At 68.5% G+C, this 15,979-nt stretch carries 15 protein-coding genes and 1 tRNA gene; 5 read left to right on the top strand and 11 right to left on the bottom strand.

The genetic code is table 11. From position 1 onward, the window contains the following. Nucleotides 1–2 precede the first annotated feature (2 nt). The 5 genes from KV397_RS05145 to KV397_RS05125 all read right to left on the bottom strand — a co-directional run bounded on the left by KV397_RS05145 (nucleotide 3) and on the right by KV397_RS05125 (nucleotide 4,009). Nucleotides 3–884 carry an FAD:protein FMN transferase gene (locus KV397_RS05145; RefSeq protein WP_261812322.1) on the bottom strand — a complete coding sequence of 294 codons (882 nt, stop codon included), beginning with the start codon at nucleotides 882–884 and terminating at the stop codon, nucleotides 3–5. 13 nt (nucleotides 885–897) lie between these two features. Next, nucleotides 898–1,368, bottom strand: coding sequence for an FMN-binding protein (locus KV397_RS05140; protein WP_047519211.1), 471 nt, complete (start codon nucleotides 1,366–1,368; stop codon nucleotides 898–900). Between the two features lie 96 nt (nucleotides 1,369–1,464). After that, complete coding sequence (locus KV397_RS05135) at nucleotides 1,465–2,499, bottom strand: ribose-phosphate diphosphokinase (protein ID WP_047519209.1); 1,035 nt, start codon at nucleotides 2,497–2,499, stop codon at nucleotides 1,465–1,467. Between the two features lie 6 nt (nucleotides 2,500–2,505). Next, the gene (gene glmU, locus KV397_RS05130; RefSeq protein ID WP_047519207.1) at nucleotides 2,506–3,936 is read right to left on the bottom strand and encodes a bifunctional UDP-N-acetylglucosamine diphosphorylase/glucosamine-1-phosphate N-acetyltransferase GlmU; all 1,431 of its coding nucleotides are present in this window, start codon (nucleotides 3,934–3,936) and stop codon (nucleotides 2,506–2,508) included. A gap of 1 nt (nucleotide 3,937) precedes the next feature. Further along, nucleotides 3,938–4,009: transfer RNA gene (locus KV397_RS05125), tRNA-Gln, on the bottom strand. Between the two features lie 109 nt (nucleotides 4,010–4,118). Here KV397_RS05125 and KV397_RS05120 point away from each other — a divergent pair. Genes KV397_RS05120 through KV397_RS05110 form a run of 3 tightly spaced genes read left to right on the top strand, consistent with a single transcriptional unit; the run spans nucleotide 4,119 to nucleotide 6,076 of the window. Then, nucleotides 4,119–4,616, top strand: a complete 498-nt coding sequence (locus KV397_RS05120; protein WP_248570101.1) for a GNAT family N-acetyltransferase — start codon at nucleotides 4,119–4,121, stop codon at nucleotides 4,614–4,616. Between the two features lie 7 nt (nucleotides 4,617–4,623). Next, nucleotides 4,624–5,118 carry a MarR family winged helix-turn-helix transcriptional regulator gene (locus KV397_RS05115; RefSeq protein ID WP_047519203.1) on the top strand — a complete coding sequence of 165 codons (495 nt, stop codon included), beginning with the start codon at nucleotides 4,624–4,626 and terminating at the stop codon, nucleotides 5,116–5,118. A 19-nt stretch (nucleotides 5,119–5,137) separates the two neighbouring features. Further along, nucleotides 5,138–6,076, top strand: coding sequence for a pseudouridine synthase (locus KV397_RS05110; RefSeq protein WP_261812321.1), 939 nt, complete (start codon nucleotides 5,138–5,140; stop codon nucleotides 6,074–6,076). On the opposite strand, the gene KV397_RS05105 is transcribed toward KV397_RS05110, so the two are convergent. The 5 genes from KV397_RS05105 to KV397_RS05085 form a co-directional block, all read right to left on the bottom strand. Then, nucleotides 6,063–6,722, bottom strand: a complete 660-nt coding sequence (locus KV397_RS05105) for a methionine ABC transporter permease (protein ID WP_248570102.1) — start codon at nucleotides 6,720–6,722, stop codon at nucleotides 6,063–6,065. The genes KV397_RS05110 and KV397_RS05105 overlap by 14 nt on opposite strands. Continuing rightward, nucleotides 6,722–7,765, bottom strand: a complete 1,044-nt coding sequence (locus KV397_RS05100) for a methionine ABC transporter ATP-binding protein (protein ID WP_248570103.1) — start codon at nucleotides 7,763–7,765, stop codon at nucleotides 6,722–6,724. Before KV397_RS05100 ends, KV397_RS05105 begins: the two co-directional genes overlap by 1 nt. 20 nt (nucleotides 7,766–7,785) lie before the next feature. After that, nucleotides 7,786–8,697: a MetQ/NlpA family ABC transporter substrate-binding protein gene (locus KV397_RS05095; RefSeq protein ID WP_248570104.1), complete on the bottom strand. Its 912-nt coding sequence runs from the start codon at nucleotides 8,695–8,697 to the stop codon at nucleotides 7,786–7,788. Nucleotides 8,698–8,801: 104 nt separating this feature from the next. Beyond that, nucleotides 8,802–10,553 (bottom strand): Na+/H+ antiporter, encoded by a 1,752-nt coding sequence (locus KV397_RS05090; RefSeq protein ID WP_261812320.1) that lies wholly within the window; start codon nucleotides 10,551–10,553, stop codon nucleotides 8,802–8,804. A gap of 40 nt (nucleotides 10,554–10,593) precedes the next feature. Next, complete coding sequence (locus KV397_RS05085; protein ID WP_261812319.1) at nucleotides 10,594–12,417, bottom strand: ABC-F family ATP-binding cassette domain-containing protein; 1,824 nt, start codon at nucleotides 12,415–12,417, stop codon at nucleotides 10,594–10,596. 70 nt (nucleotides 12,418–12,487) lie between these two features. Here KV397_RS05085 and KV397_RS05080 point away from each other — a divergent pair, with 70 nt between their 5' ends. Then, nucleotides 12,488–13,336 (top strand): spermidine synthase, encoded by an 849-nt coding sequence (locus KV397_RS05080; RefSeq protein WP_131491569.1) that lies wholly within the window; start codon nucleotides 12,488–12,490, stop codon nucleotides 13,334–13,336. Nucleotides 13,337–13,438: 102 nt separating this feature from the next. Beyond that, a complete protein-coding gene (locus KV397_RS05075) occupies nucleotides 13,439–14,752 on the top strand; it encodes an HNH endonuclease signature motif containing protein (protein WP_261812318.1) in 1,314 nt (437 codons plus the stop codon). 95 nt (nucleotides 14,753–14,847) lie between these two features. Here KV397_RS05075 and KV397_RS05070 read toward each other — a convergent pair whose 3' ends face one another. Next, complete coding sequence (locus tag KV397_RS05070) at nucleotides 14,848–15,963, bottom strand: substrate-binding domain-containing protein (protein WP_131491567.1); 1,116 nt, start codon at nucleotides 15,961–15,963, stop codon at nucleotides 14,848–14,850. Nucleotides 15,964–15,979: the final 16 nt, after the last annotated feature.

Genomic DNA, 15,979 nt, shown 5'->3' with positions numbered 1-15,979 from the left:
CCCTAATTCGTCGCTGCAGGGCGCTTCTTCGCGGTGACGAGGAACAGCTCCGCCGGGCATCCGGGTGAGCGCTGCACCGAGCCGTCGGTGCTCATGCGGACCCATTCCACACCCCAGCCCGCGGCGAGTTCGGGGCCGCCGTCGAAGAAGAGCGCGGTGGCGACCGCATCCGCCGTCATCGCGTCCGCAGCCAGCGCCCAGGTCGCCGCCCAGGTGCGCACCGGGAGGCCCGTCCGGGCATCGAGGACATGGTGCAGCCCGCTCCCCCACGCCCGCCGGTTCACGGCCGAGGCACACAGCGCCTGGTCCTTCACCTCGACGACCCCGATCGCCTTCCGTGCGTCGTAGGGATGCTCCAGACCGATCCGCACCCCCGCACCGCGGACCCGGATGTCGCCGCCGGCGTCGACCACCACATCGCCGGGCACGGTCGACAGGGTGCCCATCACGAGATCGACCAGGCGCCCCTTGCCGAGTGCCCCGACGTCGAGGAGGGCGGGGACGGATGCGGTGGCCGCGCCCGGCGTCCAGGTCACGTGTCGCTGCCAGTCACCCGGAGCGCGCACCGGATCGCCGGCCACGAGCGAATACCCGGCATCGTACCCGAGCGCGCTGAGGCTGTCGGCCACGAGCGGGTTCACCGCTCCCCCGGTCGCCCGGGAGAGCTGCCCGTACGCCTCGAGCATCGGACCGGCATCGGCCGAGACGAGCGTTCCCCCCTCGCGCCCCAGCCGCATGACCTCCGAGTCATCACGGAAGCGGGACCACTCGCGGTCGAATCGTGCGATCACGGCCGAGACCTCGACGCGCTCGGCGTCCGGGAGCGGATCGCCGGTCTCGATCTCCCAGTGCGTTCCGATCGCCTCGAAGCGCCAGGTCGCCATGGGCGTCAGGCGCCTAGGCGGCCGCCTGCTCCTTGATCGACGCGACGGCCTCGTTGAACCCGCCACTGGTGAGCGAGGAACCGGCGACGCGACTCACGTTCAACTCGTCGAGCGCGACGCCCTCGACCTCGTCCGCGATTCCGGCGATGAACTGGCCCTGGTACTGCTCGGTCTCAGGCGCCTTCGGGTCACCCGTGACCTCGACGTCCGTCACGACGCCGTCCGCGAGGGTCAGGGTGACGGAGATCTGCTCGACCGTCTCGGGCGTCTGGTACGAACCGTCGGCCGTGTAGGTGCCATCGGCGTAGTCCCCCGTGGAATCGCCGCCGGAGGACGACGACGAACCGGTGTCGGCCGTCGCCCCACCGTCTGCCGGCGGCTCGGCGTCGGCAGTGCCGGAGCATCCGGCGAGGACGAAGAGCCCCGCGATCCCGAGGATCGCGGATCCCTTGCGGACAGAGGTCGGTACGGTCGTGCGGATCATGGTGTGGTCCTCCCGGCTCGGCGTCGGTCGACTCCGGTGGTCGGCTCTTCGACCGTAAGCACCGTGGCTATGCGCGGGCTGTGCCACGACGATGCGTTACGCGTCGCCGCCGAACATGCTCGTCACCGAGCCGTCTTCGAAGACCTCGTGGATCGCGCGGGCGAGCAGCGGCGCGATCGGGAGGATCGTCAGCTTCTCCCACCGGCGCGACTCCGTGAGCGGGATCGTGTCGGTGATCACGACCTCGTCGATGGACGAGTCCTGCAAGCGCTCGGATGCCGGGTCGCTGAAGATCGCGTGGGTCGCAGCGACGATGACGCGGTGAGCGCCGTTCGCCTTGAGCGCCTGTGCGGCCTTGACGATCGTGCCGCCGGTGTCGATCATGTCGTCGACCAGGAGGCACGTGCGCCCCTCGACGGCACCGACGATCTCATGCACCGAGACCTGGTTGGCGACCTTGGGATCACGACGCTTGTGGATGATCGCGAGCGGGGCACCGAGACTGTCGGACCAGGTGTCTGCCACGCGCACACGCCCCATGTCCGGGGAGACGACGGTGAGGATCTCACGGTCCGCCGGCGACAGCGTGCGCTCGAAGTAGTCGAGGAGCACGGGCTTGGCGAACAGGTGGTCGACGGGACCGTCGAAGAAGCCCTGGATCTGCGCCGCGTGCAGGTCGACGCTCATGACACGGTCGGCGCCCGCGGTCTTCAGCAGGTCGGCGACGAGTCGGGCGCTGATCGGCTCACGGCCGCGACCCTTCTTGTCCTGACGCGAGTACGGATAGTAGGGGGCGACGACGGTGATGCGCTTGGCCGACGCGCGCTTGGCCGCGTCGATCATGATCAGCGTCTCCATGAGCCACTCGTTGACCGGCTCGCCGAACGTCTGGATGAGGAAGAGATCCACTCCACGGATCGACACCTCGAAGCGGGCGTAGATCTCACCCGATGCGAACGTGCGGTGCTCGACCGGCGCGATCTCGGTGCCGAGCGCCTCGGCGACGGCTGCGGTGAGCTCGGGGTGCGAGCGGCCACCGGCGACGACGAGCCGCTTCTTGGTCTTGGCGATGATCCCCGGTGCCACGCCGTTGTCGCGATCCAGATCGACCGTCTTCTTCTTGCGCGCCATGTCCGCCTATTCCGCTGAATTCTCGCGGGACGCAGCATCCGCCGCGCCCGTGCCTGCTCTGTTCTTCTCGACCCAGCCCTCGATGTTGCGCTGGGGGGCGACGCTCATGGCCAGCGCGCCGGCGGGGACGTCCTTGCGGACGACGGCGCCTGCACCGGTCTTCGCACCGGCTCCCAGCCTAACGGGCGCCACGAGCACCGTGTGCGACCCGGTGTGCACCTCGTCGCCGATCTCGGTCCGGTGCTTGTTGACGTCGTCGTAGTTGGCGGTGATCGTGCTCGCGCCGAGGTTCACGCCGCGTCCGATCGTGGCGTCGCCCACGTAGGAGAGATGGGGCACCTTGCTGCCTTCGCCGATCTCGGCGTTCTTGGTCTCGACGTACGCGCCGATCTTGCCCTTGGCGCCCAGGACCGTGCCGGGGCGGAGGAAGGAGAACGGGCCCACCGTCGCTTCGGCGCCGATCACCGCGAGCGTGGCGTCCGTGCGGCGGACGACCGCATCCTCGCCGACCTCGCAGTCGACCAGAGTCGTGTCTGGACCGATGACCGCGCCGGAGGCGATCGCCGTAGCCCGCAGGATCTGGGTGTTGGGGAGGATCGTGACGTCGGGCGAGAGCGTCGCATCGTCATCGATCCAGGTCGTGGCCGGGTCGATCACGGTGACGCCTTCGAGCTGCCAGCGGCGCACGATGCGCTGATTGAGCAGACGGCCGACCTCGGCGAGCTGGGCGCGATCGTTGACGCCGAAGGTGACGGAGATGTCGGAGACGACTGAGGCCGCCACCCGATCGCCGTCGCGGCGGAGCAGTCCGGGGACATCGGTCAGGTACATCTCGCCCTGGGCGTTGTCGACGCCGACCCGAGGGAGGTAGTCCCGCAGCGTCGCAGCGCGGAACACGTACATCCCGGCGTTGATCTCGCGGACGGCGGCCTCTTCGGCGTTCGCGTCCTTCTGCTCCACGATGCGGTCGACTCCCCCGTCGGCATCGCGCACGACGCGGCCGTAGCCGGTCGGGTCGTCGACCAGTGCGGTCATCAGCGTGGCCGGCGCACCGGAGGCACGGTGCTCCGCCAGGAAGGCGGAGAGCGTCTCTGCATCCGCCAGCGGGCAGTCGCCGGAGAGGACGAGCACATCGCCGTCGAAGTCGGCGGGGAGAGCGTCGACGGCCACCTGCACAGCGCGTCCGGTGCCGGGGATGTCGTCCTGGTCGACGAACACCACACCGGGGTAGTCCTCGGTCAGGGCGGCGACGACCTGGTCGCGCTCGTGCCGCACGACGACCTCGACGTGCGCGGCCTGCAGCCGTCCGGCGGTGGTGAGCACGTGCCCGACGAGCGGGCGTCCGCTGATCGGATGCAGCACCTTCGGGAGGCGCGACTTCATTCGGGTGCCCTGGCCCGCGGCCAGGACGATGATGGCGAGGTTGTTCCCAGTCATGCTCCGCCGCCAGGACTCGAACCTAGACCTCACAGCTCCAAAGGCTGTCGTGCTGCCATTACACCACGGCGGACCGCGCCGTCCCGAGGACGCCACCGGTCAAGTCTGCCATGCTCCGGCCCCGGATCCGCTGACACGCCCCCTGTCATCCTTCCGAAACACCGCTCTGGGATGCTGGTGTCATGAGCATGTCGATCGAACGGGTGGTGGGTGCACGCCCCGACCTCGCCGAGTTCCTGGTCGCCCATCACGCCGAGCTGGAGCACACCGCGCCGGCGGAGAGCCGCCATGCACTGGCGTTCGAGAGTCTGCTCGCCCCGGGCGTGCGCTTGTTCGCCGGGCGCCTCGACGGCCGCCCCGTCGCCACCGGTGCTCTGGCGGCCGTCGAAGACGGGCACGAGGAGATCAAGTCGATGCGCACCGACCCCGCTCTGCGCGGACGCGGTCTCGGTCGCACCATGCTCGCGTTCCTCCTGGCTGACGCCGCGGCCCGCGGCATCCGCCGGGTCTCGCTCGAAACCGGGAGTGCGGAGTTCTTCGTGCCGGCGCGCGCGCTGTACGCCGCGGCCGGCTTCCGCGTGTGCGGGCCGTTCGGAACCTACGTGCTCGACCCGCACAGCACCTTCATGGCGGTCGACCTGCCCGCAGCGTCCGGGCTCACCTCTCCGCACGCGCGATAATGGGCGGATGAGCGAGGTGGATGAGGTCGACCGGATCGTCGGCGCGTGGAACACGCAACGGCCGGACCTCGACTTCTCCCCTCTCGAGGTCCTGTCGCGGATGGACCGGCTGTCGAAGCACCTGGACCGCGCGCGGCGTGAGGTCTTCCGCCGCAGCGACCTCGAGCACTGGGAATGGGACGTGCTGTCCGCGCTGCGCCGCGCCGGTGCCCCGTTCCAGCTCTCCCCCAAGCAGCTCCTGCAGCAGACGCTGGTGTCGAGCGGCACGATGACGAACCGGATCGACCGCCTGGTCGGGCGTCGCTTCGTTCGCCGGGAGGCCGACCCCGGGGACGGTCGCAGCGTGCTGGTGACCCTCACCGACGACGGCCGGATCCGCGTGGATGCCGCCATCACGCGTCTCGTCGATGTGGAGGCCGATCTCCTGCAGGCTCTCTCCCGGTCGGACCGCGAGCGCCTCGCCGGACTCCTGCGCAAACTGAGCCTGAGCTTCGACTCGTGACCGGAGGCCGCTGATGGGCATGCCCTCTCCCCTCCCCGTCCGCGACGGCGTGGGCGCGACGCGGCTGCACGTGCCGCTCACCGGCCCGTGGCCGACGGCTGCCGCCTACATGGTCGAGCGCTTCTTCCACCTCGACCCGGAGCGACTGCTCGAGCGTTTCGACCGCGGCGACATCGTGCGTGCCGACGGCTCTCCCCTCCCGCGTGATGCGCCGCTGGGCAGCGTCGAGTTCGTCTGGTACTACCGCGAGCCCGCCGTCGAGACACGGATCCCGTTCGAGATCGAGATCCTGCATCAGGACGACCATCTCGTCGTCGTCGACAAGCCGCATTTCCTGCCCACGACCCCCGGCGGGAAGTTCCTGCAGAATTCCGCGCTGGTCCGACTGCGCAACCTGCTCGACAACCCCGACCTGGCCCCCATCCATCGACTCGATCGGGCCACAGCCGGGCTGCTGATGTTCGCGACACGTCCGGCGACGCGCGGCGCGTACCAGCTGCTGTTCGAGAACCGGCAGGTGCAGAAGGTGTACGAAGCCGTGTCCGCACGCCCCGCGAGCGGGACGCTCCCCTCATTCCCCGTGGTCTACCGCAACAACATCGTGAAGGCGCGCGGTCAGGTGCGCGTGCAGGTCGACGACACGAAGGAGCCGAACTCCGAAACGCTCGTCGAGCTCATCGACAGCGACGAGCGCGTCGTGCACACCCTCCTCCGCCCGCACAGCGGCAAGATGCACCAACTGCGTGTGCATCTCGCCGCCCTCGGCATCGGCATCCTGAACGATCGGTTCTACCCCGACCTTCTCGACGATCTGCCGGACGACTTCGAGCGTCCGCTGCAGCTGCTCGCGCGCGAACTGCGCTTCGTCGATCCGCTCACCGGCACGGAGCGGGTCTTCCGCACACGCCGCACGCTGCAGCACGCGCCTCGCACCGGCGCTCCCGTCAGCGACGCATGACCTTGCGCGCGAGCCGCGTGCCGAGCATCTGCACGAGGTGCACGAACACCACGATCAGGACGATCGCCACCCACATCACGACCGGTTCGAACTGCCGGAACCCGTAGATCTGGGCGAACGCGCCGAGACCGCCGCCGCCGATCAGTCCGGCCATCGCCGTCATGTCGATGAGCGCGACCACGATGAACGTGTAGCCGAGGATCAGCGGGCCGAGCGACTCGGGGATCGCCACGGTGAAGAGGATGCGCCACGGACCGGCGCCCATCGAGCGGGCGGCTTCGATCACGCCGGGCGAGACCGAGACGAGGTGCTGCTCGACGATGCGGCCGATCGCGAAGGCGGCGGCGAGCGCGATCATGAACGCGCCGGCGGTGGTGCCGATCCCCGTGCCGACGACCGCACGGGCGAACGGCTGGGCGACCGCCACGAAGAGGACGAACGGGATCGGGCGGAAGAAGTTCACCCCGAGGTTGGCGATGAGCGCGACCGGCCTGTTCTGCGCGAGTCCGCCGGGGCGCGTGACGTAGAGGATGACGCCGATCGCCAGGCCGAGGATGCCACCGAGGACGAGCGCGAACGTCGTCATGTAGAGCGTTTCGAGCGCGGCCTTCCACAGCTCGGGCCACAGTTCGTTCAAGCGATCCATCAGCGGGTCTCCTCTCCGGCGATCTCGGTGACTTCGACGCGCTGCGCGATCTCGGCCAGGGTGCGATCGATCACGGCGTCGTCGCCGCGGATCGCGAGCGTGAGGTGTCCGAACGCGCGCCCGCGGATGTCGTTGATCCCTCCGTACACGAGCTCGAAGTCGAGCCCGGCACCGGCGAGATCGAGGAAGACCTGAGCCTGTGAGGAGTCGCCGTCACGGAACGAGAACGTGACCAGGCGCCCCTGATGCCGCTCGCGCAGGATGGAGCGCTCGGACGGCGAGGGCACGCCCTTCACCACCGTCCCGACGAACCGTTGCGACGCCGGGTTCTGCGGCGAGGAGAAGACGTCGAACACGTCGCCCTGTTCGATCACGCGGCCGTTCTCCATCACGGCCACCTTCGTCGCGATCGTCTGGATCACATCCATCTCGTGCGTGATGACGACGATCGTGACGCCCTGCTCCCTGTTGACCCGTTGGAGCAGGTCGAGCACCTCGTGAGTGGTCTGGGGGTCGAGAGCGCTGGTTGCCTCGTCGGCGAGCAGGATCGCGGGGCCCGTGGCGAGAGCGCGGGCGATGCCGACGCGCTGCTTCTGCCCGCCGGAGAGCTGCTCGGGGTAGGCCTTGGCCTTGTCGGCGAGGCCCACGAAGCGGAGCAGTTCGGCGACGCGCTTCTCGATGTCGGGCTTCGACCACCCGGCGAGCGTGAGCGGGTAGGCGATGTTGGCCTTGACCGTGCGCGAGGAGAACAGGTTGAACTGCTGGAAGATCATGCCGATCCCGCCGCGGACCGTGCGCAGCTGGCGCTCGGTGAGCGCGGTGATGTCGACGCCGTCCACCGTGATGGTGCCACTCGTGGCCGGTTCGAGCGCGTTGATCAGACGCACGAGCGTGGACTTGCCCGCCCCGGAATAGCCGATGATGCCGAAGACGTCGCCCTTCTCGATGGAGAGGGAGACGTCGTCCACGGCGACGACTTCGGCGCCCTCACGGGTGCGCGGCGGATAGGTCTTGGAGACGTTCGTCAGAGTGACGATCGACATGTGCTGCTCCGGTCCCGGTCCTACTCCTTGTCCGCGGCGTCTTGCTGAACCTTCTTCAGTGAGGCGACCAGATCCTCCACCGGCGTCTGCAGCGCCACCGCGGTGCCACCGGAGGAGTCGAGCAGACCCTTCTGCACGGCCTCGTTCGTCTGGAAGATCTCGACCAGCGTGCGGTACGTCTCGTTGTCGGCGTCTTCGGCGCGGGCCGCGAAGACGTTCACGTACGGAAGGGCGCTGGCGTCTTCGGGGTCATCCTGCGCGATCGCGTCATCGAACGTGAGACCCGCGTCCTGCACGAAGTCGTTGTTGATGATCGCGGCGGCCACGTCCGGGAGCGAGGTCGGGATGAGCGCGGCCTCGAGCGCCGTGACCTCGACCTTGGACTTGCCGGTGTCGACGTCGGCGAGGTCCGAGTACGGTGTTCCACCGCTCTTGAGCTCGACGAGGCCAGCTTGCTGCAGCACGTTCAGCGCACGGGCCTGGTTGGAGGCGTCGTTCGGAACCGCGACCGTCTCCCCCTCGGGGATGCTGTCGACGTCGTCGTACTTCGTCGAGTAGAGGCCGAGCGGGTAGATCGCGGTCGAGCCGATCGGGGTGAGGTCGGAGCCCGAGGCGTTGTTGTACTCGGCGAGGTAGACGATGTGCTGGAACTGGTTGAGGTCGATCTCCCCCTCGGTCAGCGCGGGGTTCGGCTGCTCGTAGGAACCGAAGTCGACCAGCTCGACTGTGATCCCCTCTTCAGCCGCGGCGTCGACGAACGCCGGCCACTGCTCGTCGCTCTTGCCGACGACACCGATCTTGACGACCTCGTTCCCGGACGATCCCTCGCCCCCGGAACCGGCGTCGGAAGACGCCGTGGCGCAGCCGGAGAGCGCGACGAAGAGCGGAACGGCGGCGAGCGCGGCGAGGATGGTGGTGGTGCGGCGAGACATGCGAGAGGAGTTCCTTCCTGGTGGGACTCGCCTACGTTAGACAGGCCTCCCGCCGCGCGCGGAATCGGTCTGTCACACGGCGTCACGAGCGGGTGCCGCCCGGCTCAGTCGAACTCCTCGATGCCCTGCAGCCGCACCTGCTCGAGGTCGAGGCGGGCGGAGATCCGGCGCACCACGACGTCATCGACGGTGCCGGCACCGCGAAGCCCCAGCAGCACCTCCCGCTTCCGGTCGAGGAGGGCGAGCTTGAGCCGCGTGTGCTCCTCGTGCCGGACCAGCGGCGAGCGCTGTGCGATGTCGACGTCGGTCGAGGTCGCGATCATCTGCAGGACCGTGCCGTCGGGCGGGTCGGCCTGATCCACCCCGGTATCGGTGACGCTCGGAGGTGTGGCGGTGCCGGCACCCAGCGGGTCCGGCTCCCCCAGCATCTCGTCGAGGGCGTCGGCTTCCGCATCCACCAGCGCCTGTTCTCGTGCCAGGGCGCGCGCATTCGCGAACTCGAGCATCTGATACCCCTCGGAGCGCACGCGGTCGCGCACCTCCTGCCCCACGCCGTGTTCGGCGGCGAGGTCGTCGAGAGCGGCCAGGGCGGCCCCGGAGATCGCGCGCTCGGCGAGCTCGTACTCCTCGTCCTCGACGTGGTCGGCCGGGAAGCGGGCCCAGCGCACGATCGCGGGCAGGAACGGGCCCTGGACGAGAAGGCTCAGCAGGATGACACCAGCGGTGACGAACACGATCTCATCGCGTCCGTTCAGAGCGCCGCCTTCGGTGATGCTCGCCGGCACGGACAAGGCGATGGCGAGAGACACCGCCCCGCGCATCCCCGCCAGAGTGGACACGACCCGCGCCCGAGATCGTGCGCCCCTCGCGGGTCGAGGATCGGTCCGCCGCTGGAACGGCACGTTCAGCAGCTGGAAGAGGTATCGCACGACCAGGAGCGTCGCCCAGACCGCGAGCGTGATGAGCACGAGGCGGCCGATCGCCGCGGCCGAGATCTCATGCACGACGTATTGCACTTCGAGTCCGATCAGGACGAACAGCGCACCGTTGAGCAGGAAGACTCCGAACGGCCAGGCCGCATCAGCCTGGCGACGGGAGGACGCGGTCGTGACCCGCGGCGACACGTAGGCGACGATGAGTCCGGCGACGACGACCGCGAGCACACCGGAGGCGCGCACCGTCTCGGCGAGGAGGAACGCCGTGAACGGGATCAGCAGCAGCGCGACGTTGATCACGATCGTCGAGGCCGTGCGGCGCAGCAGCAGGTAGCCGAGAGCGGCGACCACGGTACCGGCCGCGATCCCCCCGACATACGAGATCAGCAGATCGACGGTCACCGACAGCGGCGTGATCTGACCGCCGAGCGCGAGCGCGACCGCGATCGCGTAGAGCACCAGAGCCGTGCCGTCGTTGGTCAGGCTCTCCGCTTTGAGCTTCATGAACATGCGTCGCGGGAGGAGGCGCCCGAGGGCGGCGACGGCCGTGGCGTCGGGCGGAGCGACGGCGGCGCCCAGGATGAGCGCGATCTCCCACGGCATCCTGAACAGCACACCGATGCCGGCCACGGCGAAGGCCGAGGCGACGACCAGCACGGTGCTCATCGGCAGGATGTAGCGGAAGTCGCGGCGGATCGACCGCAATGAGGTCGTCAGGCTCTCCCAGAACAGCATCACCGGGAGGAACAGCAGGAGCACCGTCTCCGGCGGCAGCTGCACCTCGCGCAGTGGTGGCACGAAGCCGAGGAGCAGCCCGAAGATGACCAGGACGAGGGGCAGCGCGAGACGCACGCGCGGGGCGATCAGGGTTCCGACGAGAATCGTGAGTCCGAGCAGGACCGTTACTTCGAGGCCTTCCATCCCTACCTCCCAACAGCGGTGAGAGAAGGATATTCCTCCGTCAGCCGATCTCCTCGGTGAGTTCGAACCAGCGCAGCTCCAGCTCCTCGATCTCGGCCTGCTGCTCGCTGATCTTCTTCATCCGCTCGCCGAGGCCCTCGTAGTCGGACTGGTCGTGGTCGGCCAGCGCGGTCTTGGCGGCGTTGACCTGCTGCGTGAGCTTCTGGATGCGCCGCTCGAGGGCCGACACCTCCTTCTGAGCCGTGCGCAGGGCCGCGCCATCGAGACCTTTGGAGGTGGCGGCGGTCGTCGCGGTCGCTGCGGCCGTGGCGGTCTGCTTCGGTCCGGTCGAAGACTGGAGGTGGCGCAGCCGCAGGTACTCGTCGACCCCTCCGGGCAGGTGCCGCAGATGCCCGTCCAGGATCGCGTACTGCTGGTCGGTGACGCGTTCCAGGAAGTAGCGGTCGTGGCTGACGACCAGGAGCGTTCCCGACCAGGAGTCGAGGAGGTCCTCGATCGCGGCGAGCATGTCGGTGTCGAGGTCGTTGGTCGGCTCGTCGAGGATCAGCACGTTCGGCTGGTCGAGCAGCACGAGCAGGAGCTGCAGGCGACGCTGCTGCCCACCCGAGAGGTCTTTGACCGGAGTGGAGAGCTGGGCCGAATCGAAGCCGAGCCGCTCGAGCAGCTGACCGGGAGTGAGGTCCTGCGCCTTGGAGCCCGCTCCCATCGTGTAGGAGGTGCGCAGCCCGGAGATGATCACGCGCACCGGGTCGTTCCAGTGCTGAGTGAGCTCGTCGAGTCGCTGGGTGAGGGTCTGCACCTTCACGGTCTTGCCGCGCTTGACCCGACCCGTGGTCGGTTCGACCGTGCCGGAGATGAGCCCGAGGAGCGTCGACTTGCCGGCGCCGTTGACGCCGAGGATGCCGGTACGCTCCCCCGGTGCGATGCGCCACTCGACGTCGCGCAGCACGACCTTCTCGCCGCCGTCCGCCGTCGGGTAGGTCACGCCGACGTCGAGCAGATCGACCACGTCCTTGCCGAGGCGCGAGACCGCGAGCGACTGCAGCGACACCTTGTCGCGGATCTCCGGCACATCGGCGATCAGCTCGTTGGCCGCGTCGATGCGGAACTTCGGCTTGGCCGTGCGGGCGGGAGCACCGCGACGGAGCCAGGCGAGTTCCTTCTTGGCGAGGTTCTGGCGCTTCGCCTCGGTCGCCGCCGCCATGCGGTCGCGTTCGACGCGCTGCAGGATGTATGCCGCGTAGCCGCCCTCGAAGGGCTCGACGATCCGGTCGTGCACTTCCCAGGTCTCGGTGCTGATCTCGTCGAGGAACCACCGGTCGTGGGTCACGACCATGAGGGCCCCGGCGTTCGGCGACCAGCGCTTCTTGAGATGCCCCGCGAGCCAGGTGATGGCCTCGACGTCGAGGTGGTTGGTCGGCTCATCCAGCGCGATGACGTCCCAGTCTCCGGTGAGGAGCTTGGCGAGCGACACCCGGCGCCGCTGACCACCGCTGAGGGAGCCGATCTCCGCATCCCAGGGCAGGTCGGTGAGCAGTCCTTCGATGACGTCGCGGATCCGCGCGTCGCCGGCCCACTCGTACTCCGGGGTGTCCCCGACCACTGCGGCGCTGATGGTCAGGTCGTCGGGGAGGGTGTCCGCCTGATCGAGCACACCGATGCGCGTGCCGCCGCGCACCGTGACGCGGCCCGAGTTCGGTTCCTTGATCCCCGCGAGCATGCCGAGAAGACTCGACTTGCCGTCGCCGTTGCGGCCGACGATGCCGATGCGATCACCCTCTTCGATGCCGAGGGTCACGGAGTCGAAGACGACCCTGGTCGGGTATTCGAGATGCAGGGCTTCAGCCCCGAGAAGATGTGCCATGTTCCTTCCAGGGTAGTCGCGCGCGGTCGGCGTGTTCTCCGACCGGCTCCCCGCGCTCTAAGATCGACGGGTGCCGAAGAGTCGCCGGGTGTTCTCCCTTCTGCTCGAGGATCGCAAGGCGAAGCTGGTGCAGTCGAGAAGGCGGCCCGGTCGCTACGAACTCAGCGTCGACGGAATCCCGCAGTCCGTCGTCTCGATGACCGACCCCACCGATCTCGAATACGACTACACGCAGCACATCGCCAGAGTGATGGATGCTGCCGCTGAGCCCGGTGCGCCGCTGTTCACCGTGCACCTGGGAGCCGGTGCCCTCACGCTGGCACGCTACGTCGAGGCCACGCGCGCCGGATCGCCGCAGCTCGTGGTCGAGTTCGAGCCCACTCTCTACGAGGCGGTGATCGCCGCGCTGCCGCTGTCTCCGGGCACCGATCTGCGCGTCATCTTCGGTGATGCGCGCGCGGTCGCGGACGCGGAGCTTGCCGGCGAGTGGATGGGTGCGCGGTTCACGGTCGTCGATCTCTGGGATGCCGCCGTCATCCGGCATCGCGTGGCCAGCCAGGAGTTCTATCGCCGTGTCGCCGCGCGCTCCGCAGCGGGGGGAGTCGTGGCGGTCAACCTGCTCGACGGACATCCCTTCGAGTACTCACGGCGACAGTCAGCCACCCTGCGCACGGTGTTCGACCATGTCGCCGTCGTCCTCGACGCAGAACCGAACGATGACGAAGGCCCGCTCGGCAACGTCGTCGTCTTCGCGAGCGATGAGCCGCTCGCCGTCGCGACGAACCCCGACCTCCTCGGCGTGCCGCACCCTCATACGCTCCACGGCGACGCACTGACCTCGTGGATCGCCGGCGCGCGCATCATGACCGACGCCGACGGCACGGACTCCCCCGACCCCGACGATCCGATCTGGGACTAGCACCGCCCGTTGATCGCGTTCGTCACCGTTTCGTGACCCCGGAGACGTGAATTTTGATCGGATGCATCTTCGAATGTCAGTGGTCGGTGATGGACTGAAGTCATGACCGCACTGCTCGACGCGACCGATTCCCAGATGGCGATGCTCGCCGATCTGGTCGCGTCGCTCGAGGCCGCGGAGAGCACGCTGAGCAGCATGCAGGCGGCCCGCGACGGCATGCTCGCGATGGCCGGACGCCTGGCCGTCGACATCGCCCGCGGCGCCGCCCACCCCGATCACGGCGACATGGCGATCCGCACGGTCGCTGCCGAGATCGGCGCTGCGCAGCACCTGAGCGACCGCACGATCGAGCGCAAGATGGCCGAGGCCTCGTGGCTCGTCGACCGATTCCCGGCGGTATGGGAGGCGCAGGGCGAAGGGCGCATCAGTGCCGCGCACTCCCGGGTCATCGTCGAGGCGGGCGCGCATCTCGACGAGGCTGCGGATCGCGCCGCCTACGCCGCGGAGGCCGTGGAGGTCGCCGTGACGGAATCCCCGAATCGGCTTCGGCGCATCGTGCGGCGTCTTGCCGAGCGGTTCCAGGAGCGCAGTCTCACCGAGCGGCATCGCGATGCCCACGAGCTGCGCCGCGTGTGGGTGAAGGACCTTGACGACGGGATGGCCGAGCTGGGGGCGCGCGGACCCGCGGTCCTCCTGCACGGCATGCTCGACCGGCTGTCGCAGATGGCGCATGCGGTGAAAGAGGAGAACGCGCGAGCGGCACAGGACGCTTCGGCCGCCGGACTCCCCGCCGACGACCGCACGGTCGATCAGTTGCGCGCCGATCTGCTCGCCGACCTCGTTCTCACAGGATCCCCCGCGGGCCATGACACGGCGGACAGCCTGCTGGGCGAGGTCCGCGCCCGCGTCGAGGTCACGGTGCCGGTGCTCACTCTGATGGACGATGACGCTCCGACGACCTCATCACCGGCCGAGCTCGACGGAACGATCCCCATCGACGTCACGACCGCTCGCACGCTGGCAGGTTCCGCGACCGGCTGGGACCGCGTGCTGACGCATCCGATCTCTGGCGAAATGCTCGCTGTCGACCGCTACCGCCCGAGTGAGCATCTCCGGCGGCATCTCCGCGCGCGGGACCAGCGGTGCCGGTTTCCCGGATGCGGGATCACGGCGCGCAAGTGCGACCTCGACCACAATCATGCGGCCTCGACCGGAGGGGCGACCGCCCACGGAAACCTTGCCGCCTTCTGCCGACGACATCACATGCTCAAACACCACTCCCCCTGGCACGTCGACCAGACCTCGGGCGGCGTGCTGGAGTGGACGAGCCCGACCGGTCGCACGTACATCGACCGGCCGCCTCCGCAGAACACGGTGACCTTCACGAGTGCCGATCCGGTGACCGCACCGTTCTGAGCGCCTCCCGGGCATGTGCACCGGTTGAACGACGAACCGCCCGGACCCGAGGGCCCGGACGGTTCGCGTATCCGTGAGGATGTGTGCCGTGCGAGTTACTGGTACGACTTCACGATCTCGAGGAGGCTCGGGACGTTGGCGTATGCCTCTGCCGCGTTCTCCTTGGTCACGATGATCGGGTCGAGCAGGTAAGCCGGAACGACCTTCACGCCGTTGTCGTACTGCTCGGTGTCGTTGACGTCGACCTCTTCACCCTTCTGGAGCTGGCCGACCATCTTGATCGACTGCTCGACGAGGAGCGTGGTGTCCTTGTTGATCGTGGAGTACTGGATGCCCTCCATGATCGACTTCACCGACTCGACCTCGGAGTCCTGACCCGTGACCACCGGGACCGGCTTTCCGGCTTGCTGCACCGAGGTGATGATGGCGCGAGCGAGCGTGTCGTTCGGCGAGAGGACGCCGTCGAGCGTCTCGGAGCTGTACGTCGAGGTGAGGATCGAGTCCATGCGACGCTGGGCGTTCTCGGCCTTCCAGCCCTCGGTCGCCGTCTGGGCGATCTCGGTCTGGCCGGAGACGACGTTGAGCGTGCCGTCGTCGATCTTCGGCTGGAGCACGTCCATCGCGCCGTTGAAGAACACAGCGGAGTTCGCGTCATCCGGCGAGCCCGAGAACAGCTCGATGTTGTACGGAGCCTCGTGTCCCGCACGCTCGGCGAGTCCATCGAGCAGAGCCTGGCCCTGCAGCTGACCGACCTTGAAGTTGTCGAACGCGACGTAGTAGTCGACGGCCTCCGTGTTCTCGATCAGACGGTCATAGGCGATGACGGTCACGCCCGCGTCACGAGCGGCCTCGACCTGCGTGGCGAGCTGCTTGCCGTCCTTCGCACCGATGATGATGACCTTGGCGCCACCGGTGACCATCGCCTGGATCTGGTTCTGCTGCTCCGCGACCGTGTTGCTGGCGGGCGCGTACTGCACGTCCGCCTTGAAGCCGGCCTTCTTGAGACCGTCCGTGAACAGCTGACCGGCGAGGACCCAGTTCTCCGAGGTCTTGTCCGGAAGGGCGACACCGATCGTGGCGTCAGCGGCGAAACCCTTGGCCTCGTCCCCCGATCCCGAGTCCGTGCCACCGCCGCGCTCCGAGGAGCAGCCGGTGAGGGCGAAGGCGCCCGCGACGACAAGCGCTGTCGCCGACAGAAGAATCTTCTTCATGTGATCTCTTTCTCTG

This window comes from Microbacterium aurugineum, from assembly GCF_023101205.1.
In the GTDB taxonomy this organism is placed as follows: Bacteria; Actinomycetota; Actinomycetes; order Actinomycetales; family Microbacteriaceae; genus Microbacterium; species Microbacterium aurugineum.
This window is presented reverse-complemented; position numbering and strand designations above follow the sequence as displayed.